Genomic DNA, 15578 nt, shown 5'->3' with positions numbered 1-15578 from the left:
CCCCGAAACCGGCCCCACCCCGGCGGGAACGCCACTGCTCAGCGAGGCCGAGCGCAAGGTCGCCGAACTCGCCGCCCGAGGCCAGACCAACCGCGAGATCGGCCGCCGCCTCTACATCACCGTCAGCACCGTCGAACAACACCTCACCCGCGTCTACCGCAAGCTCAACGTCCGCAAGCGCACCGAACTCCCAGCAGAACTCTCCCGCCTCACCGACTCCGAGAACTCTCACGCTGTTACCCGTGTGGCCGAGGGGACGGGGACGCGTACCTCTGATGAAGCAACTGCACGGCACTGAAGGCACGATCGACCCGGCCGGAGTTGCCCGGGTACTCCGCCTTCCAGTCCTCGAAGAGCGCGTGGTGATCGTGCCGGTGGAGGTCCGGGGCGACAGTGGCGACCAACTGCGCCAAGCCACGTGCTCGTTCGCTGCGCGGATTCTTCTCGCACTGCTCGCACAGGTTGAGCAAGGCTCGCAGTGATGACTTGCGCGTCTGCTGATCGAGGAAGACACGCCAGAAGAGTCGCGCGACCAGCCACGGGTGCGGGTCGGCGAGGATCGGGTTCTCCTGCTTGGGGAGGGATTGCAGGTAGTGCTTCGCGTCGGTGAGACCGAGCGCGGCTTGCGCGCAGTCGAGCCCGACCGAGCGGAGATTGCTCAGCTGTTCGGCGTCGCGGCGGTGGCCGTGCGGGCGCGTCCACTTGACCAGCGCACGCAGGATCAGCTCGCGGTTGGTGGGCCGGCTCAGCAGCGAGGTCACCGCGACTTTGACCGCTGGAACCAGTCGGGCATCGCTGCGAGCGATCGTCTCGAGCCGGGTCATCGCTCGCTCCGGATCACGCACGCCGTGCTCCGTGGCGTACACCAGAGCCGCAGTCCACTTGCGGTGGAAGCCCGATCCCGTGCACCAGTCCCGCAGGAGCGGTTCGACGAAGTCCTTCGTGCCGGGATCGTCGGCGAACCTCGCCAGGAGCTCCGCGGCGAGTTCGTTGGAAGTCAGAGATTGCTTGCTCGCGAGCGTCTTGATGTGTTCCAACGGGTCGGTGTGGGGAAGACCGGTGATGACGTCGTGCAAGGCCTTCGCGCAGTACCACTGGAATCCGTTCTTGGCCTGGCGCGCCATCCAGTCCACGATCACCGGGCGAAACAGGTCGTATTCGAGCCAGGCTCGGCGGAAGGCCCACTTCGCCCAGTCCGATCGTCTGAAGTGGACGGTTTCTCGGAAGAGACTGGCCCCTCTGGCATGGGGATGCCACGTCGTCGTCGCGTTCAAGCTGCTGAGGATGACGCTCTTGCTGAAGTCAAAGATCTTCCGCTGTCTGAGACGCTTGTCCTCCGGCTCGTCCGCCTTGGCGATCATCTCCTCCAGCTCCTCGGCGGAGCTCATCACGTCGCCGTAGTCGCGGTTGGTGAAGACGGCGATCGCGACCAGCATGGCGTACTCGATCGTCGACCGATCCTCGTGGAACCAGTCCGCAACCAGGTACTGGGCTTCCCGTGAGAGATCGGCCAGAGCAGGCTCTAGCTTTCGCTTGTCCTCATGCACGTCCCACGCACGTATGGCCACGAATTCCGCCTCGTTCGGCGCGGAATCGTCGCGGAGACGTCTGCGGAAGTCCTCGGTGAGGATCGTGTCGACGAGATCCGCGGGGCAATCCGGGTGGGATCGCAAGAACTCCCTCGCCACCTCGGTGGAGTCGGGTCGACCGAGCCTGCTCTCGAACCGCTGGAGGCCGACCTCCAGCGCCTCGTCGACGATGACCACCACGTAACACTGATTCCGCTGAGCCCAGGTTGCTACGCGCTCGGCCGTGCGGGGCGCGATCTTCTGCTGCCACTGCGATTCGATCGGTTCCTTGCCAGATGAACCCGCCGTCGCTGTCGAGCTGTTCGTCGGTGATGCTGTCGAACGAACGACGTACGTTGAGCTGTGAAATCGTGCGCGCACCGCAGTCGACCAGCATCCGGATCGCGGCCAGCGACCTGCCGGTGCCCTTACCTCGCAAGAGAACGAGATTGCTCTTCTTCAACGTTGCCAAGGCATCGTCGTATCCCGGGCAGGGCACGAAGTGGTTCTTGGCGCGTTCCAGATCGTGGTCGGAAACGCGGAAGTCGTGCAGATCCGGCTTGGAGAACGCCGAACCCGTGTAGTCGTTGTAGTTGACCGACCCGCTGACATGACCGACGTTGACGCCGTTGTTGGTCTTCGTTTCGTTGTTGACCGTGTTCGCGGAGTCGGTCTTCCCCACGTCGTTCTTCGGGGTAGTGGTAGAGGAATCCCCAGTGCGTTCCGGTGTTTCGACGGGACTCATCGCGACTCCCCGGTCTTGTAGTTGATCGACCCGCTGACATGGCCTGTGCTGATGCCGTAGTTGTTCTCGCCCACGAGATTGTTGACGTGAACCTGTCGCGGCTGCTGTTCGACGTGGTTGCCGTCGCCTGCGATCTGAATTCCCTGGTTGCCCCCGCCGTTGCTGATCGAGTGACCTGCGGAGCGCCTATCATCAACAGGCTCCGAGGAGGCCGTCGGCGTCTCGCGAGGCGGTTCTGTGAGCTGTGCGGGATTGACACCTGCGATGCGCACCCAGGCCTGTTGGTCGAACTCCTTGTGCTTGATGTTCACCGGCCCGAAGTCGTGGCGGGTGATGGACCGGGTGTAGTCACCGCCGAAGACCGCTCGATGTGCGTCGTCGGACAGGATGAGCGCTGTGGTGAACCGGTCAATGGGCAGGGACGAACGCCAGCGCTCGACCAGCGCGTGAAACTCGTCGGCTTCGAGAAGGCGGCAGACGTCGATGTTGGGCCGGTACAGCCCGAACTCAGTCGGCAAGGGGCCGAGGTGCAACGCGATGCGCAGCCGGATCTCGGGCTTGGCCGACAGGTTGTGACCGATCAGCAGCGCGTCGATCGAGGCGACCAGGTCGATCAGCGCGGGGAGGTACTGACTCGGGTAGGCCCGCAGGAAGCCGTCGCCGCTGAACTGCCCGTTGCGGTGCACGTTCTCGGCAAGTCCGACCTCGCTCGAAGCTTCCGCCACGATCGTTTCGACGAGATGGGGAATCGTGCCGAGGTGTTCCGGCCTGGTCCCGCCCGATTCGATCGTGTCCGCGGTCAGCAGGGCGCAGTGCTCGGGCATCAGCGATGGGTCATTCGTCCGGCGCAAGGGTCGACTCCGTTCCGTCACTCTGGGTGGGTGAACGGAGTCTTGCCGAGTAGATGGACGCGCATCTCCCCGAAATCAGGGAGATGCGCGTGTTCTTTCGACTACTTCATGTGATCGGGCGAGCGCGCAGGTAGCCGTGGAGGAGGTGGGGATCGGGAAGCACGAAGGTCAGTCGGCGGGTGCGAAGCAGGCCTCGGTCGCCCAGCTGCTTCAACGCCGCGTCCACGGTCGCCTCGCCGGCTCCGACGCACTGAGCCAGGTCCTTGCGGCTCAAGCCGCTGATGGCCACGCCGTCGCGGGTCCGTTCGCCGAGCGCTTGACCCCAGGCGAGGAGCTGACGGCACACCCTGGTGGGCACGTCCTGCGAGGCCAGGTTGATCTGGCGCTGATCCGCCCGGTGCAGGCGCTCGTACGCGATGCGACCGAGGACCAGCGGCAGCTCGGGATGTCGCCGCAGAAATTCCTTGAAGTCCCGGTGGTGGATCCTCGTCGCCTCGCACGCGGTGTGGGCCACGACCGTGGCGCTGCGGGGCTTCGACTCCATCACGCCTTGCTCGCCGATGAGCTCGCCCTTGCCGTAGAGGCCCGCGATCAGGTCGCGACCGTTGCCCGCCAGCTGGACCTTGACGAATCCGCGCTCGATGAGCAGGACGTGATCGCTCGGCCGGTCGACCAGCAGCAACAGCTCGTTGCGGTCGAATCCGGCGCGAGTGCCCAGTCCGCGCAGCTCGGCGCAGAGGTCCGCGCCCGCGTGGCTGACGAAACTGTCCTGTGCGGGCAGATAACCGGCATCGACGTCTTCTGCTGAGCCCCCATAGTCCACCCGGTGATCCTCCGTTGGCGATCGTGCGGACAGCTAGCGCTTTTCGAGCGATTGGTTGCCGCTGAACGGGTGGGCGTGGGCGACGAGCGGCGTTGAGGGGGGAGGGGATTTCACCTTGTCGGAGCAGTGGGTGGGTTCGTTTTTCCCTCCGCTGGGCGGTGTTTCGCTTTCGGGTTGTTGACGGTGGGGTTGTGCGATGCGACTATCGTCCGCACCACGCAGCCAGCCGTCGCCGATTTTTCGCTCGTGCACGTGCCTTTCCGGGTGCCGTTCTCCCGTCATTTCGCGCTGGAGCGATTCCTGCGTCGCCGTAGATTTCCGCTTGCCCGAGGGGAGGTCGGTCGATGGTGGTTTCCGGGCCGGCCAGGATCAGCGCTCCCGTCGGGTCGTTCTACCGGATGTCGGTGGAGGTGTTCCGCCACGGATTCCGGCGTCCCTTCCAGCTCCGGGAGTTCCTGCAGCAGTCGTGGATGATCGTGAGCGTGTCGGTGGTGCCGACGCTGCTGGTCGCCGTCCCGTTCTGCGTCATCGTCGTCTTCCAGCTCAACCAGCTGCTGACCGAGCTCGGGGCTGCCGACCTGGCCGGGGCCGGAGCGGGGCTGGCGGTGGTGCGGGAGATCGGGCCGATGGTCAGCGTCCTGGTCGTCGCCGGGGCGGGTGCGACGGCGATCTGCGCTGATCTGGGGGCGCGGAAGATCCGCGACGAGATCGCGGCGATGAGCGTGATGGGCCTGAATCCCGTGCAGCGACTCGTGGTTCCCCGAGTTCTCGCTTCCACGGTCGTGGCGCTGGCGCTCAACGGATTGGTCACCTTCGTCGGATTGGCGGGCAGCTTCCTGTTCTCGGTGCTCGTGCAGAATGCGAGCGCGGGCCTTTTCCTCGCGAATCTCACCCTTCTCACCGGAATCGATGATCTTCTGGTGAGCGAGTTGAAAGCGGCGGTCTTCGGATTGCTGTCCGGACTGGTCGCCTGCCACCTCGGCCTCAACGCCAAGGGTGGGCCGAAAGGCGTCGGCGATGCGGTGAACCAGACCGTCGTGTTCAGCTTCATCCTGCTGTTCGCCGCGAACTCGCTGATCACGGCCGTGTTCCTGCAGGCGAGGGGCTGACCGTGGCGATCGGGGAATCCGAGCGGGCCAAGGTGATCCGGGTACCGCTGCGCAAGCTGGAGGACACCGGCCGCCAGGTCGTCTTCCACGGCCGGGTCTACGCCTCGGTGCCGACCGCGCTCGTGCGCTACAAGCGCGAGGTGCTGCGGCTCATCGCCGAGGTCAGCCTCGGCACCGGCGGCCTCGCCGTCATCGGCGGGACGGTCGCGATCGTGGTGTTCATGACCGCCGCGATCGGCGTCGAGGTCGGTCTGCAGGGCTACTCCTCGCTGGCCAACGTCGGCGTCGAGGCGCTCGCCGGGTTCGTCTCCTCCTACGCCAACACGCGCGAGGCGGCGCCGGTCATCGCCGGGGTGGCGCTGACGGCCACGGTCGGTGCGGGCTTCACCGCGCAGCTCGGGGCGATGCGGATCAGCGAGGAGATCGACGCCCTGGAAGTGATGGCGGTCCGGTCGGTCCCGTACCTGGTGACGACCCGGATCATCGCCGGGTTCGTCGCCATCATCCCGCTGTACTCGCTGGCGGTGCTGGGTTCGTTCGCCGCGACACGGCTGGTCGTGACCGTCGCCTACGGGCAGTCCGGGGGCACCTACGACCACTACTTCAGCGCGTTCCTGGTGCCGTCGGACCTGCTGTGGTCGTTCGTCAAGGCGCTGGCCATGTCGGTCGTGGTGATGTCGGTGCACTGCTACCACGGGTTCGCGGCCAGCGGCGGCCCGGCGGGCGTGGGCCAAGCCGTGGGGAAGGCCGTGCGCGGCTCGCTGATCGGCGTGATGCTGGTCGACCTGCTGCTGGACCTGGCGATCTACGGTTCCGACTCCTCGGTCCACATCTCGGGGTGATGGCGGTGAACTGGAGGCACGTGCTGGCCGGCGCCGGGTTCGCGGTGCTGCTGGTGCTGCTGTCGGTGCTCTCGATCGCCCAGTACCACCGGGTCTTCGACCGCGTCGTGCCGATCACCGTCCTCGCCGACCGCTCGGGCCTGCTCATGGAACCGGGCTCACCGGTCAAGCTGCGCGGGGTCGAGGTCGGCTCGGTCAGCGAGGTCACCACCGACGGGACCGGAGCGCAGGTGAGCGTCGAGCTCGACCCCGACCACGCCGAGCGGGTACCGGCGGAGGTGTCGGCGAACCTCGTCCCGACGACGGTGTTCGGCGCCAAGTACGTCGAGCTGCGCGCCGGCCGGGACACCGGCGAGCACATCACCGCCGGGGCCGTCATCGACCGGGCGCGGGTGAACGTCGAGCTGGACCACACCTTCGACAACGTCGTGCGCACGTTGCAGCGCGTGCCGCCCAGCAAGCTCAACGCGGCCTTGACCTCGGTCTCGGGGGCGTTGCGGGGCAACGGTGAGCGCATCGGCGAGCTGATCACCGCCACCGACGACTACCTGCGCGCGTTCAACCCGCACCTGCCCGAGCTCGAAGCGCGCCTGCCGGAGATCGCCGCGGTCGCCGAGGACTACCGGGCCGTCGCCGACGACCTCACCGCCACCGCCGGCAACCTCGGCGGAACCAGCACCACCCTGGCCGAGCAGCACCGGGCGTTCGCGGCGTTCCTGCTGTCGCTGACCGAACTCGGCAACACCACCGGCGGACACCTGGAGCGGCACGGCGACCAGCTGGTGACCACGCTCGACACCCTCGCGCCCAGCACCGAGCTGCTGCGCCGCTACTCGCCGGTGGTGCCGTGCTTCTTCGGCGGGGTGGTGCGCAACGGCGAGCTCATCCGCGCGGTCACCGGAGGCCCGGAGTTCGGCGGCACGCACCCCAACGCGCACGTCACCGTCAGCCTGCTTCCCGGCGCTCCCGCCTACCAATACCCGGAGAACTTGCCCAAGACCGGCGTCGACACCGGCCCGCAGTGCCACGGACTGCCCGAGGTGCAAGGCATCCCGCCGTACGTCAACTACGACACCGGAGCCAACCCGTACTCCGGTCCCGACGAGACCGTCGCGATCAACCCGGACGTGCTCGCCGTCTACCTCTTCGGCCCGCTCTCGCCGATCGGAGGTGGCCGGTGAGGGGCGAGGTCGTCAAGCTGGCGGTGTTCTTCGCGATCGCCGCCCTCACCGCGGTCTACATCGGCGTCCTGCTGTCCGAAACCCGCAGCGCCGGAGCGGAAACGCAGGTGCGCGCGGTGTTCACCGACGTGTCGTACCTGGAGCCCGGTGACCCCGTGCGCGTCGCCGGGGTGCGGGTCGGTCAGGTCGACGAGCTGCGGATGCGGCCGGACGCGACGGTGCTGGTGACGATGTCGGTCTCCGGCGCCCCGCCGCTGACCGGCGGGACCCTCGCGGCGATCAAGTACCGCGACCTGGTCGGCAACCGCTACCTCGAACTCGCCGAAGGCGGGGGAGGGCCACCGCCGGCGGACGGGCTCATCCCGCTGGAGCGCACCCGCCCCGCGCTCGACCTCGACGTGCTGGTCGGCGGCTTCCAGCCGCTGTTCCAGGCCATGTCGCCGGAGCAGGTCAACCAGCTGTCCGGTTCGCTCATCCAGACCCTGCAGGGCGAGGCCGGGGCGCTGAACTCCTTCCTGACCTCCCTCGCCTCGGTCACCGGCACCCTCGCCGACCGCGACCGGCTCATCGGCGACGTCATCGGCAACCTCAACGCCGCGCTCGCCACGTTCGACGAGCACGACCGGCAGGTCTCCGACGTCATCGCGCAGACCCGGCAGCTGGTCGGCGGGCTGAGCGCCGACCGGCGGTCGGTCACCGGCGCCGTCGACCACCTCCACGGGCTGACCGCGGCCACCGCCGACCTGCTGCCGCGGCTGCGCCCCGACCTCAACGCCGAGATCGGTGACCTGCGAACCCTCTCCGGCACGCTCAACGCCCACGACGAGCAGCTGCGCACCGCGCTGCGCGAACTGCCCGAGGCGTACGGCCGGATCGGCCGCATCGGCGTGAACGGCAACTTCTTCAACGCCTACCTGTGCAGCGTGCGAGTCCGGACCAGCGCCCCCACCGGTGGATACCTCTACACGCCGTGGATCGACAGCGACGTGCGCCGCTGCGCCGAGGAAGCGGGGAACTGACATGACCGATTCGCGGCTCGGCGTGATCGGCTCGGTGCTGATCGCGATCGCCGTGCTGTTCTCGCTCAGCGGCGACGCGATCTCGCCGCTGCTGGCCGGACGCGGGCTGCACGCGGTGTTCGCCGAGGCCGGGGGACTGGTCGAAGGCGATCCCGTCGTCGTGTCGGGCATGACCGTCGGTCGCGTCGAGGGCGTCGAGCTGCGCGACACCGACGTGCTGGTCTCCTTCACCGTCGACGAGCCCGGCCTGCGGGTGGGCGAGGCCAGCACCGCCGCGATCAAGGCCCAGAGCGCGCTCGGGGAGAAGGCGCTGAGCCTCGCCCCGGCCGGGCCCGGCGAGCTCCCCGACGACGCGCAGATCCCGCTGTCGCGCACCCTCGCGCCCTTCGACGTCACCCAGGCGCTGCAGGGCCTGACCGATCAGACCTCGCGGCTGGACACCGAGCGGCTCACCGCGGCCATCGACACCGTCGCCGGAACGCTGGAAGGAACCGCGCGCAGCGTCCCCGGAGCGCTGACCGGGCTGCGGCGGCTGGCCGAGAGCGTCAACTCCCGCGACACCGAGCTGCGCTCCCTGCTCGAGCACTCGCGGGCCACGACGCGAGTTCTGGCGCAACACGATTCGGACCTGCGCGCGATCTTCGACGAGGGAACGGTGCTGCTGGCGGCGCTCAACGAGCGCCAGGTCGCCATCGAACGGCTGCTCGCCGACCTGACCACCACCGCCGACCAGCTCGACGCGCTCGCGCGGGAGAACGACGCGCAGCTGCGGCCGGCGCTGACCGAGCTGCACTCGGTGCTGGCGATCCTGCGGGAGAACCGCGACAACATCACCGCCGCGCTGCACGAGGCCGTGCCGATGCTGCGCACGCTCGGCGAGGTGGTCTCCACGATGCCCGCCCTGGACGCCTACTTCGCCAACATCCCGCCGACCAACGCGGTTCCAGGTCTGCAGCAACTGCTCGGGAGGGGGATCCGATGAACCGCCGAGCCCTGGCGATCCTGTGCGCGGTGCTGTTCGTGGCCGCCGCTGCCCACCTGCTGTCCGGCGATGGGCAGAAGCACGCCACCGCGCACTTCGCGAGCGCGAGCGGCATCCACGTCGGTGACGAGGTGCGGGTGCTGGGCGTGCGGGTGGGGGAGGTCGAGGAGATCGTGCCCGAGGGCACGGGCGTGCGGGTGCGCTTCGGCTACGACGCCGATCGCGCGGTCCCCGCCGAGACCTCCGCCGCCCTGGTCGCGCCGAGCCTGGTCAGCGGCCGGTACTTGCAACTCGCGCCGGTGTACCGGGGCGGGCCGGTGCTCGCCGACGACGCCGAGATCCCGCGATCGCGGACCCTGGTGCCCGCGGAGTGGGACCGGACCAACGCCGAACTCACCGAACTGGCCAAGGCGCTCGGGCCCGGCGGGGCCAACCGCGACGGCGCCGTGTCCCGCGCGATCGAGGCGGGAGCCGCCAACCTGGGCGGCAACGGGGCCGAGTTCCGCTGCACGCTCGACGCGCTCGCCGGGACCTCCACCACGGTCGCCGCGGGCAGCGAGGACCTGTTCGGCAGCCTGCGCGACCTCGACGAGTTCACCTCGAACCTCAACGCGAGCCAGGAGCGGCTGCGGGCCTTCTCCACCCAGCTGGCCTCGATCAGCGCCCTCGCCGAGGGCAACCGCGCGAGCCTCGGCCAGGCGCTGGCCTCCTCCGACCGGGCGCTGGGCACGATCATCGACTTCACCCGCACCCACCAGCAGCAGCTCGGCGACACCGTCGGTTCGCTGCGCGACGTCACCGCCACGCTGGCCGCGAGCCGCGCCGACCTCGCCGAGGTCCTGCACATCGCGCCGCAGTCGCTGGCCAACCTCTACAACGTCTACGAACCGGTCACCGGGTCGGCCAGCACGCGGGTGCAGATCCCCTACACCGCGAGCCTGTCCACCTTCAGCTGCCAGATGGTGTTCTCCGCCGGCGGCACCATCGACGACTGCCGGGCCGCGCTGGACCCGCTGCTGCGACCCCTGGACGCACCGCACCTGCCGGTCGGCCTGGACCCGCTGCACCGCCCCGGCAACCCGCACCAGCAGCCGCCACCGGGAGGGCCGTGATGCGCCTGATCGCCCTCCTGCTGACCACCGGCCTGCTGGCGGGGTGCGCGGTCGACAGCGCCCAGATGGTGCCGCTGCCGGGCGGACCGGGCAGCGGCGGCGACGCGCAACGCGTGGTGGTGCGCTTCGCCAACGTCGCCAACCTGGTGCCGCGCTCGGAGGTCAAGGTCGACGACGTCACCGTCGGCGCGGTCCGCAGCATCGGCCTGCACGGCTGGCAGGCGCAGGTGGAGATCAGCCTGGACCCGGGCGTGGTGCTGCCCGCCAACGCCGTGGCCCACATCGGGCAGAAGAGCCTGCTCGGCGCCCAGTACGTCGAGTTGGCCTCCCCGCCCGACCCGGTGGGACGCCTCGCCGACGGTGATCTCATCCCCGCCGAGCGCACCAACCGCTACCCGGGCACCGAGGAGCTGCTGGCCGCCCTGTCGCTGTGGCTCAACGGCGGGGGACTGCGCCAGGTCCGGGAGATCACCGACGAGCTCAACCGGGCGCTGAGCGGGAACGAGCAGCAGGCTGCTGACCTCATCCACCGGCTCGACGTCCTCGCCCGCTCCGCCGACGAGCAGAAGGCGCAGATCGTCCGCTCCCTCGAAGCCGTCGACGGCCTCGCCGCCCGGCTGCGCGCGAACTCCGAGCGGTTGGGCCGCGCCTTCGACGAGCTGGGCCCGGGAATCCGCGTCCTCAACGAGCAGCGCGACGCGTTGCGCTCGGCCCTGGACGCCTCCAGCAGGCTCGGCGCCGTCGGAACCGACGTGCTCGACCGCTCCCGCGACGACCTGCTGGCGACGGTCCACGACCTGCGCCCGACGCTGCACCAGCTCGTCGCGGCCGGCGACAGCGTCCCGAAATCCCTGGACACGCTGGGAACCCTGCTGTTCCCGCTGAGCACGTACAAGAAGATCGTGCGCGGCGACTTCCTGAACCTGGCGGTGACCCTGGACCTCTCGGTCCCGAGCCTGGAAACCGGGTTGCTGGCCGGCACTCCCGTCGAGACGGTCTTCGACGCCGCCCGCACCGCCCTGCAGGCCACCGACCCGATCCGCGGCCCGCTGGGCATCGGATCGCCCGTCGAGCAGCCACCTCCGTCGCCGCCACCGGCGAACCCGCCGCCGGACCCGGCCCTGCCGCTGCTCGGCGATCTGCTGGGAGGCGGCTGATGCTCACCAGACGGGTGCGGCTCCAGCTCGCGGCCTTCGCCGTGCTCACCGTGTTCGGCGTGAGCACGGTGCTGGTCAACTACCTCGACCTGCGACAGCTCCTGGGCTTCGGGCAGTACGAGGTCACCGCCGTGTTCACCGACGCCACCGGTCTGCACCCGGGCGCGATGGTCGGCTACCGGGACGTGGAGATCGGCAAGGTGCGTTCGATCGACCTCGGCGACGGCACCGCGGTGGCCACGCTCGGCATCGACGACGACGTCCGCGTCCCCGCGCGTGTGAGCGCCGCGATCCGCAGCAAGTCCGCGATCGGGGAGCAGTCGGTCAACCTCACCCCGGCCGGCGACGGACCGCCCTGGCTCGAACCCGGCGACCGCATCACCGACACGACGACGCTGCCGCGCACCGACGAGCTCATCACCAGCCTCGACGACCTCGCCGCTTCCATCCCGCAGGAGGAGCTCAACGTCGTCCTCGACGAGCTGACCACCGGACTGCGAGGCGAGGAAGCGCAGGTCACGACGCTCCTGGAGAACACCAGGACGGTGCTGCACCAGGCCGGGCTCGACCTCGAACCCACGGTCGGGCTCATCACCGAGCTCGGGCCGTTCCTGCGCACCCAGCGCGACATCGCACCCGAGACCCGTTCCGCGCTGCGGGATCTCGCCTCGTTCACCGACCAGCTGCGGCGCAGCGACGGCGACCTGCGCGGTGTCCTGACCCGCACGCCGCCCGCGGCTGAGGAGTTGATCGGCCTGCAGGACCGGCTGATGCCGGCGCTGCCGCACCTGCTCGCCGACCTCGACGCCACCGGGCAGGTGATCCGGACCCAGCTGCCCGGCGTCTCCCAGACCCTGGTGCTCTACCCGGCGATGACCGCGGCGCTGCAACGCGTGGTCCAGCAGCCCGGTGCCGCGCCGGGCAGCGCCCACCTGGGCATCCGCTTCTCCGTCAACAGCACCCCGCCCTGCTACTCGGGCTACACGCCGATGTCGCAGCAGCGCTCGTTCGACGACGAATCGCCCGCGCGGACACCACCGGACCAGCACTGCGAGGTCGCGCCCGATGACCCCCGGTCGGTCCGCGGAGCGCGGAACTACCCGTGCGCCAACGATCCCGGCCGCCGCGGACCGACGGCGGCCGCGTGCGGGGCGCGACCGGAGGAGGTCGTGGCCTCCTACGACCCGAGCACCGGCAACGCGATGCTGCCCGACGGTCATCTGCTGGTGCTCGGTGATGTGAGCGAACAACGGGGAGGGAAGCCGGCGACATGGCACGATCTGCTGCTCAAGTGAAGCGCACCGGTGGCCTGGCGGTGGCGACGCTGCTGCTGATCGGGCTCGCCGCGCTGGGCGCCCACTTCCACAACGCGGCCGAAGCCGCCGCCGAGAGGGACGAATCCGACCGTCAGGCGGTCGCGGTCGCACGGCAGGCCGCGCTGGCGCTGACCAACATCAGCGCGCAGACCGTCGACCAGGACTCCCAACGCCTGACCGCGCTGGCGACCGGTGACTTCAGGGAGCAGTTCGCCCAGCAGAGCACGGCGTTCCGCGACATCGTCACCGGCTCGAAGGTGACCTCCCGGGGTGAGGTGGTGGAGGCGGCGCTGTCGAGCTCCGACGGCACGACGGCGATCGCGCTCGCCGCGGTGCGGGCGACCGTCGGCAACGCGGCCTCACCGGAGGGCCGGCAGCGCCAGTACCGGCTGCGGATCACCTTGGAGAAGACCGGCGAGACCTGGCTCGTCGCCAACCTGGAGTTCGTGCCATGACCACCACCGCAGACGCCGTCGAAGAGCGGGAAGCCGCCGAGAGGCCGGGCCGCCGCCGGATCGCCACCGCGCTGGTCGTGGTGGTGCTGCTGGCGGCCACCGCCGCCGTCGTGGTCCTGCACCAGCGGCAGGACGCCGCCGCGCGGGTCGCCGCAGCTCGCACCGCGGCCACCGAGGTGGCGACCCGGCGCATCCCCGAAGTGCTCAGCTACAGCCACGAATCGCTCGACCGCGACCTGGCCGCCGCCGAGCGCGCGGTGACCGGCGGATTCGCCCGGGACTACCTCGAGCTCCAGCGCACCGTGATCCGTCCCGCCGCCGTCCGCGACCGGATCAGCACGCGCACCACGCTGTCCGCGCTCGGGGTGGTCACCGCCACCGACCGGAAGGTGGTGCTGCTGGCGTTCATCAACCAGCTCACCACGAGCAGCCGCCAACCGGCTCCGCTGATCGAGGGGGCTCGCATTCGGGTGACCCTGGAGAAGGTGGGCGACGACTGGCTCGTATCCACTCTGGACACCGTGTGAACTGGTATTCCATCGCTCGGAATCCGCCGCGTCCATGACAGCGGAGATGAGACCCCGATCATGTACCAGTGCTGCTGTGATGTTGACCCCGCCGTGGCGCGGTGCGAGTATCGGTGGGTCGACGTTTCCGCCACGAGCCGTGTCAGAGCCCGTTCCGCTGAGTTCACGAGCTGATCCCCCTCTTGTCGTTCACCGAGGTTGTTCCCCGCTCAGGCCGTCCTCAGGGCGGAGGTGGTCGCTCGACGGTCGGCCGAAAACTCGGCAGGACCACGCCGTTCTTCCAAAGGGGGAGGAGCAGCAATGGTTTTCCAGCTGGAGAAGGTCAACGAAGCGATACGACGGCGGGTTCCGCCGCTCACCTCGATGCCGCTGCCGCGCTCGGTCGATCAGCGCATCTTCGAAAAGCAGTGGCCCGTCACCGAACTCGCGCCACCACCGCCCGGCAGCGGGCTCAAGCCGGTGCTCGGCGACGCCGGAGCACCGCTGATCGGCCACTCGCTGGACTTCATGCGCTACGGTCCCGCGTTCGCGCTGCGCCGTTTCGAGCTCTACGGCCCGGTCTCCTGGGCCTACTCGCTCGGCCAGCGCATGGTCACCCTCGGCGGCCCGGAAGCCACCTCGGCCGCCTTGGTCAACAAGGACAAGGCGTTCTCCCAAGGCGGGTGGCGCAAGCTCATCGACAGGTTCTTCCACCGCGGCCTGATGCTGCTGGACTTCGACGAGCACCTCGGGCACCGGCGCATCATGCAGCAGGCCTTCACCCGGCAGCGCCTCACCGGCTACGTCGACCAGATGGGCCCGACGCTGCGCGAAGGCGTCACCGCCTGGGGCGGGCAGGACAAGACCCGGCTGTACTGGCTGCTCAAGCAGCTGACACTCGACGTGGCGACCCGGGTGTTCATGGACCGGCGCAGCGGTCAGGAGGCCGACCGCGTCAACCGCGCCTTCGTCGACTCGGTGCGCGCGGCCACCGCCGTGGTGCGCTACCCCGTCCCGGGCGGGCGCTGGGCGGCCGGTCTGGCCGGGCGCAAGCTGCTGGAGCGCTACTTCGCCGACAACATCGGGACCGCCCGCGCGGTCGAGGGCGACGACCTGTTCTCCGCGCTGTGCCACGCCCGCAGCGAGGACGGCGAGCGGTTCGGCGACGACGACGTCATCAACCACATGATCTTCCTGATGATGGCCGCCCACGACACCTCCACCATCACCAGCTCCGCCGTGGCCTACTACCTGGCCAAGCACCCCGAGTGGCAGGAGCGCGCCCGCGCCGAGTCGCTGGCGATGGGGGAGGAGATCCCCGACATCGAGGCGCTGGAAAAGCTCGAAACGCTGGACCTGGTGATCAAGGAGGCGCTGCGGCTGGTGGCGCCGGTGCCGTCGATGGTGCGCGAGACCGTCCGCGACACCGAAGTGCTGGGCCACCACGTGCCCGCGGGCACGATGGTCGGAGTCTCGCCGCTGGTCAACCACTTCTCGCCGGACCACTGGACGAGCCCGTTCGACTTCGACCCGGAGCGCTTCGCCGAGCACCGCCGCGAGGACAAGTCTCACCGCTTCGCGTGGATGCCCTTCGGCGGCGGGGCGCACAAGTGCATCGGCCTGCACTTCGGGACGCTGGAGGTGAAGCTGCTGCTGCACGAGATGCTGCGCGCCTACACCTGGAGCGTTCCGGGCGACTACGAGGTCAAGTGGGACTACGTGTCGCTGCCGGTCCCGGTCGACGGGCTGCCGGTGCGGCTGCGCCGGAGGTGATGTTCGCTTCGTCGCGTTCCCGGCTCGATCTCCGCGGGGTCGGCCTCGCTCCTCGGCGTGGCCGGGTCCGCGCGCGCATGCGCGGTGGGCGGTTGTGGTCCGAACCAGCCCAAGATCGAAGTCCGCGTCGCCCGGTCGG

The 15578-nt window shown here is 69.4% G+C and carries 15 protein-coding genes; 12 read left to right on the top strand and 3 right to left on the bottom strand.

The features are described from left to right. On the top strand, positions 1-298 hold a 298-nt coding region (locus E1202_RS07725; protein ID WP_132681868.1), incomplete at its 5' end, for a response regulator transcription factor. Here the strand turns inward: E1202_RS07725 and E1202_RS07720 are convergent. The 3 genes from E1202_RS07720 to E1202_RS07710 form a co-directional block, all read right to left on the bottom strand. Continuing rightward, positions 237-1766, bottom strand: coding sequence for a hypothetical protein (locus tag E1202_RS07720; RefSeq protein ID WP_132681867.1), 1530 nt, complete (start codon positions 1764-1766; stop codon positions 237-239). The genes E1202_RS07725 and E1202_RS07720 overlap by 62 nt on opposite strands. Positions 1767-2309: 543 nt before the next feature. Beyond that, positions 2310-3137 carry a hypothetical protein gene (locus tag E1202_RS07715; protein WP_132681866.1) on the bottom strand — a complete coding sequence of 276 codons (828 nt, stop codon included), beginning with the start codon at positions 3135-3137 and terminating at the stop codon, positions 2310-2312. Positions 3138-3270: 133 nt separating this feature from the next. Next, positions 3271-3987 carry a Crp/Fnr family transcriptional regulator gene (locus E1202_RS07710; RefSeq protein WP_132681865.1) on the bottom strand — a complete coding sequence of 239 codons (717 nt, stop codon included), beginning with the start codon at positions 3985-3987 and terminating at the stop codon, positions 3271-3273. A 344-nt stretch (positions 3988-4331) separates the two neighbouring features. Here E1202_RS07710 and E1202_RS07705 point away from each other — a divergent pair, with 344 nt between their 5' ends. The 11 genes from E1202_RS07705 to E1202_RS07655 all read left to right on the top strand — a co-directional run bounded on the left by E1202_RS07705 (position 4332) and on the right by E1202_RS07655 (position 15439). Beyond that, the gene (locus E1202_RS07705; protein WP_132681864.1) at positions 4332-5096 is read left to right on the top strand and encodes an MlaE family ABC transporter permease; all 765 of its coding nucleotides are present in this window, start codon (positions 4332-4334) and stop codon (positions 5094-5096) included. After that, the gene (locus tag E1202_RS07700) at positions 5093-5938 is read left to right on the top strand and encodes an MlaE family ABC transporter permease (RefSeq protein WP_408006098.1); all 846 of its coding nucleotides are present in this window, start codon (positions 5093-5095) and stop codon (positions 5936-5938) included. The genes E1202_RS07705 and E1202_RS07700 overlap by 4 nt, the downstream gene beginning before the upstream one ends. Before the next feature lie 5 nt (positions 5939-5943). Then, positions 5944-7119 carry an MCE family protein gene (locus E1202_RS07695; RefSeq protein WP_165943770.1) on the top strand — a complete coding sequence of 392 codons (1176 nt, stop codon included), beginning with the start codon at positions 5944-5946 and terminating at the stop codon, positions 7117-7119. Then, entirely contained in the window at positions 7116-8138 is a 1023-nt protein-coding gene (locus E1202_RS07690) for an MCE family protein (RefSeq protein WP_165943769.1), read from the top strand. Before E1202_RS07695 ends, E1202_RS07690 begins: the two co-directional genes overlap by 4 nt. 1 nt (position 8139) lies before the next feature. Then, entirely contained in the window at positions 8140-9120 is a 981-nt protein-coding gene (locus tag E1202_RS07685; RefSeq protein WP_132681860.1) for an MCE family protein, read from the top strand. Next, positions 9117-10232, top strand: a complete 1116-nt coding sequence (locus tag E1202_RS07680) for an MCE family protein (protein ID WP_132681859.1) — start codon at positions 9117-9119, stop codon at positions 10230-10232. Before E1202_RS07685 ends, E1202_RS07680 begins: the two co-directional genes overlap by 4 nt. Beyond that, entirely contained in the window at positions 10232-11389 is a 1158-nt protein-coding gene (locus E1202_RS07675) for an MCE family protein (protein ID WP_132681858.1), read from the top strand. The genes E1202_RS07680 and E1202_RS07675 overlap by 1 nt, the downstream gene beginning before the upstream one ends. Further along, entirely contained in the window at positions 11389-12684 is a 1296-nt protein-coding gene (locus E1202_RS07670; RefSeq protein WP_132681857.1) for an MCE family protein, read from the top strand. Before E1202_RS07675 ends, E1202_RS07670 begins: the two co-directional genes overlap by 1 nt. Further along, the gene (locus tag E1202_RS07665; protein WP_132681856.1) at positions 12681-13160 is read left to right on the top strand and encodes a hypothetical protein; all 480 of its coding nucleotides are present in this window, start codon (positions 12681-12683) and stop codon (positions 13158-13160) included. Before E1202_RS07670 ends, E1202_RS07665 begins: the two co-directional genes overlap by 4 nt. Beyond that, on the top strand, positions 13157-13687 hold the full coding sequence (locus tag E1202_RS07660; RefSeq protein WP_132681855.1) for a hypothetical protein: 531 nt from the start codon (positions 13157-13159) through the stop codon (positions 13685-13687). The genes E1202_RS07665 and E1202_RS07660 overlap by 4 nt, the downstream gene beginning before the upstream one ends. A gap of 300 nt (positions 13688-13987) precedes the next feature. Then, a complete protein-coding gene (locus tag E1202_RS07655; protein WP_132681854.1) occupies positions 13988-15439 on the top strand; it encodes a cytochrome P450 in 1452 nt (483 codons plus the stop codon). Positions 15440-15578: the final 139 nt, after the last annotated feature.

This window comes from Saccharopolyspora karakumensis (assembly GCF_004349225.1).
GTDB lineage: Bacteria > Actinomycetota > Actinomycetes > Mycobacteriales > Pseudonocardiaceae > Saccharopolyspora > Saccharopolyspora endophytica.
This window is presented reverse-complemented; position numbering and strand designations above follow the sequence as displayed.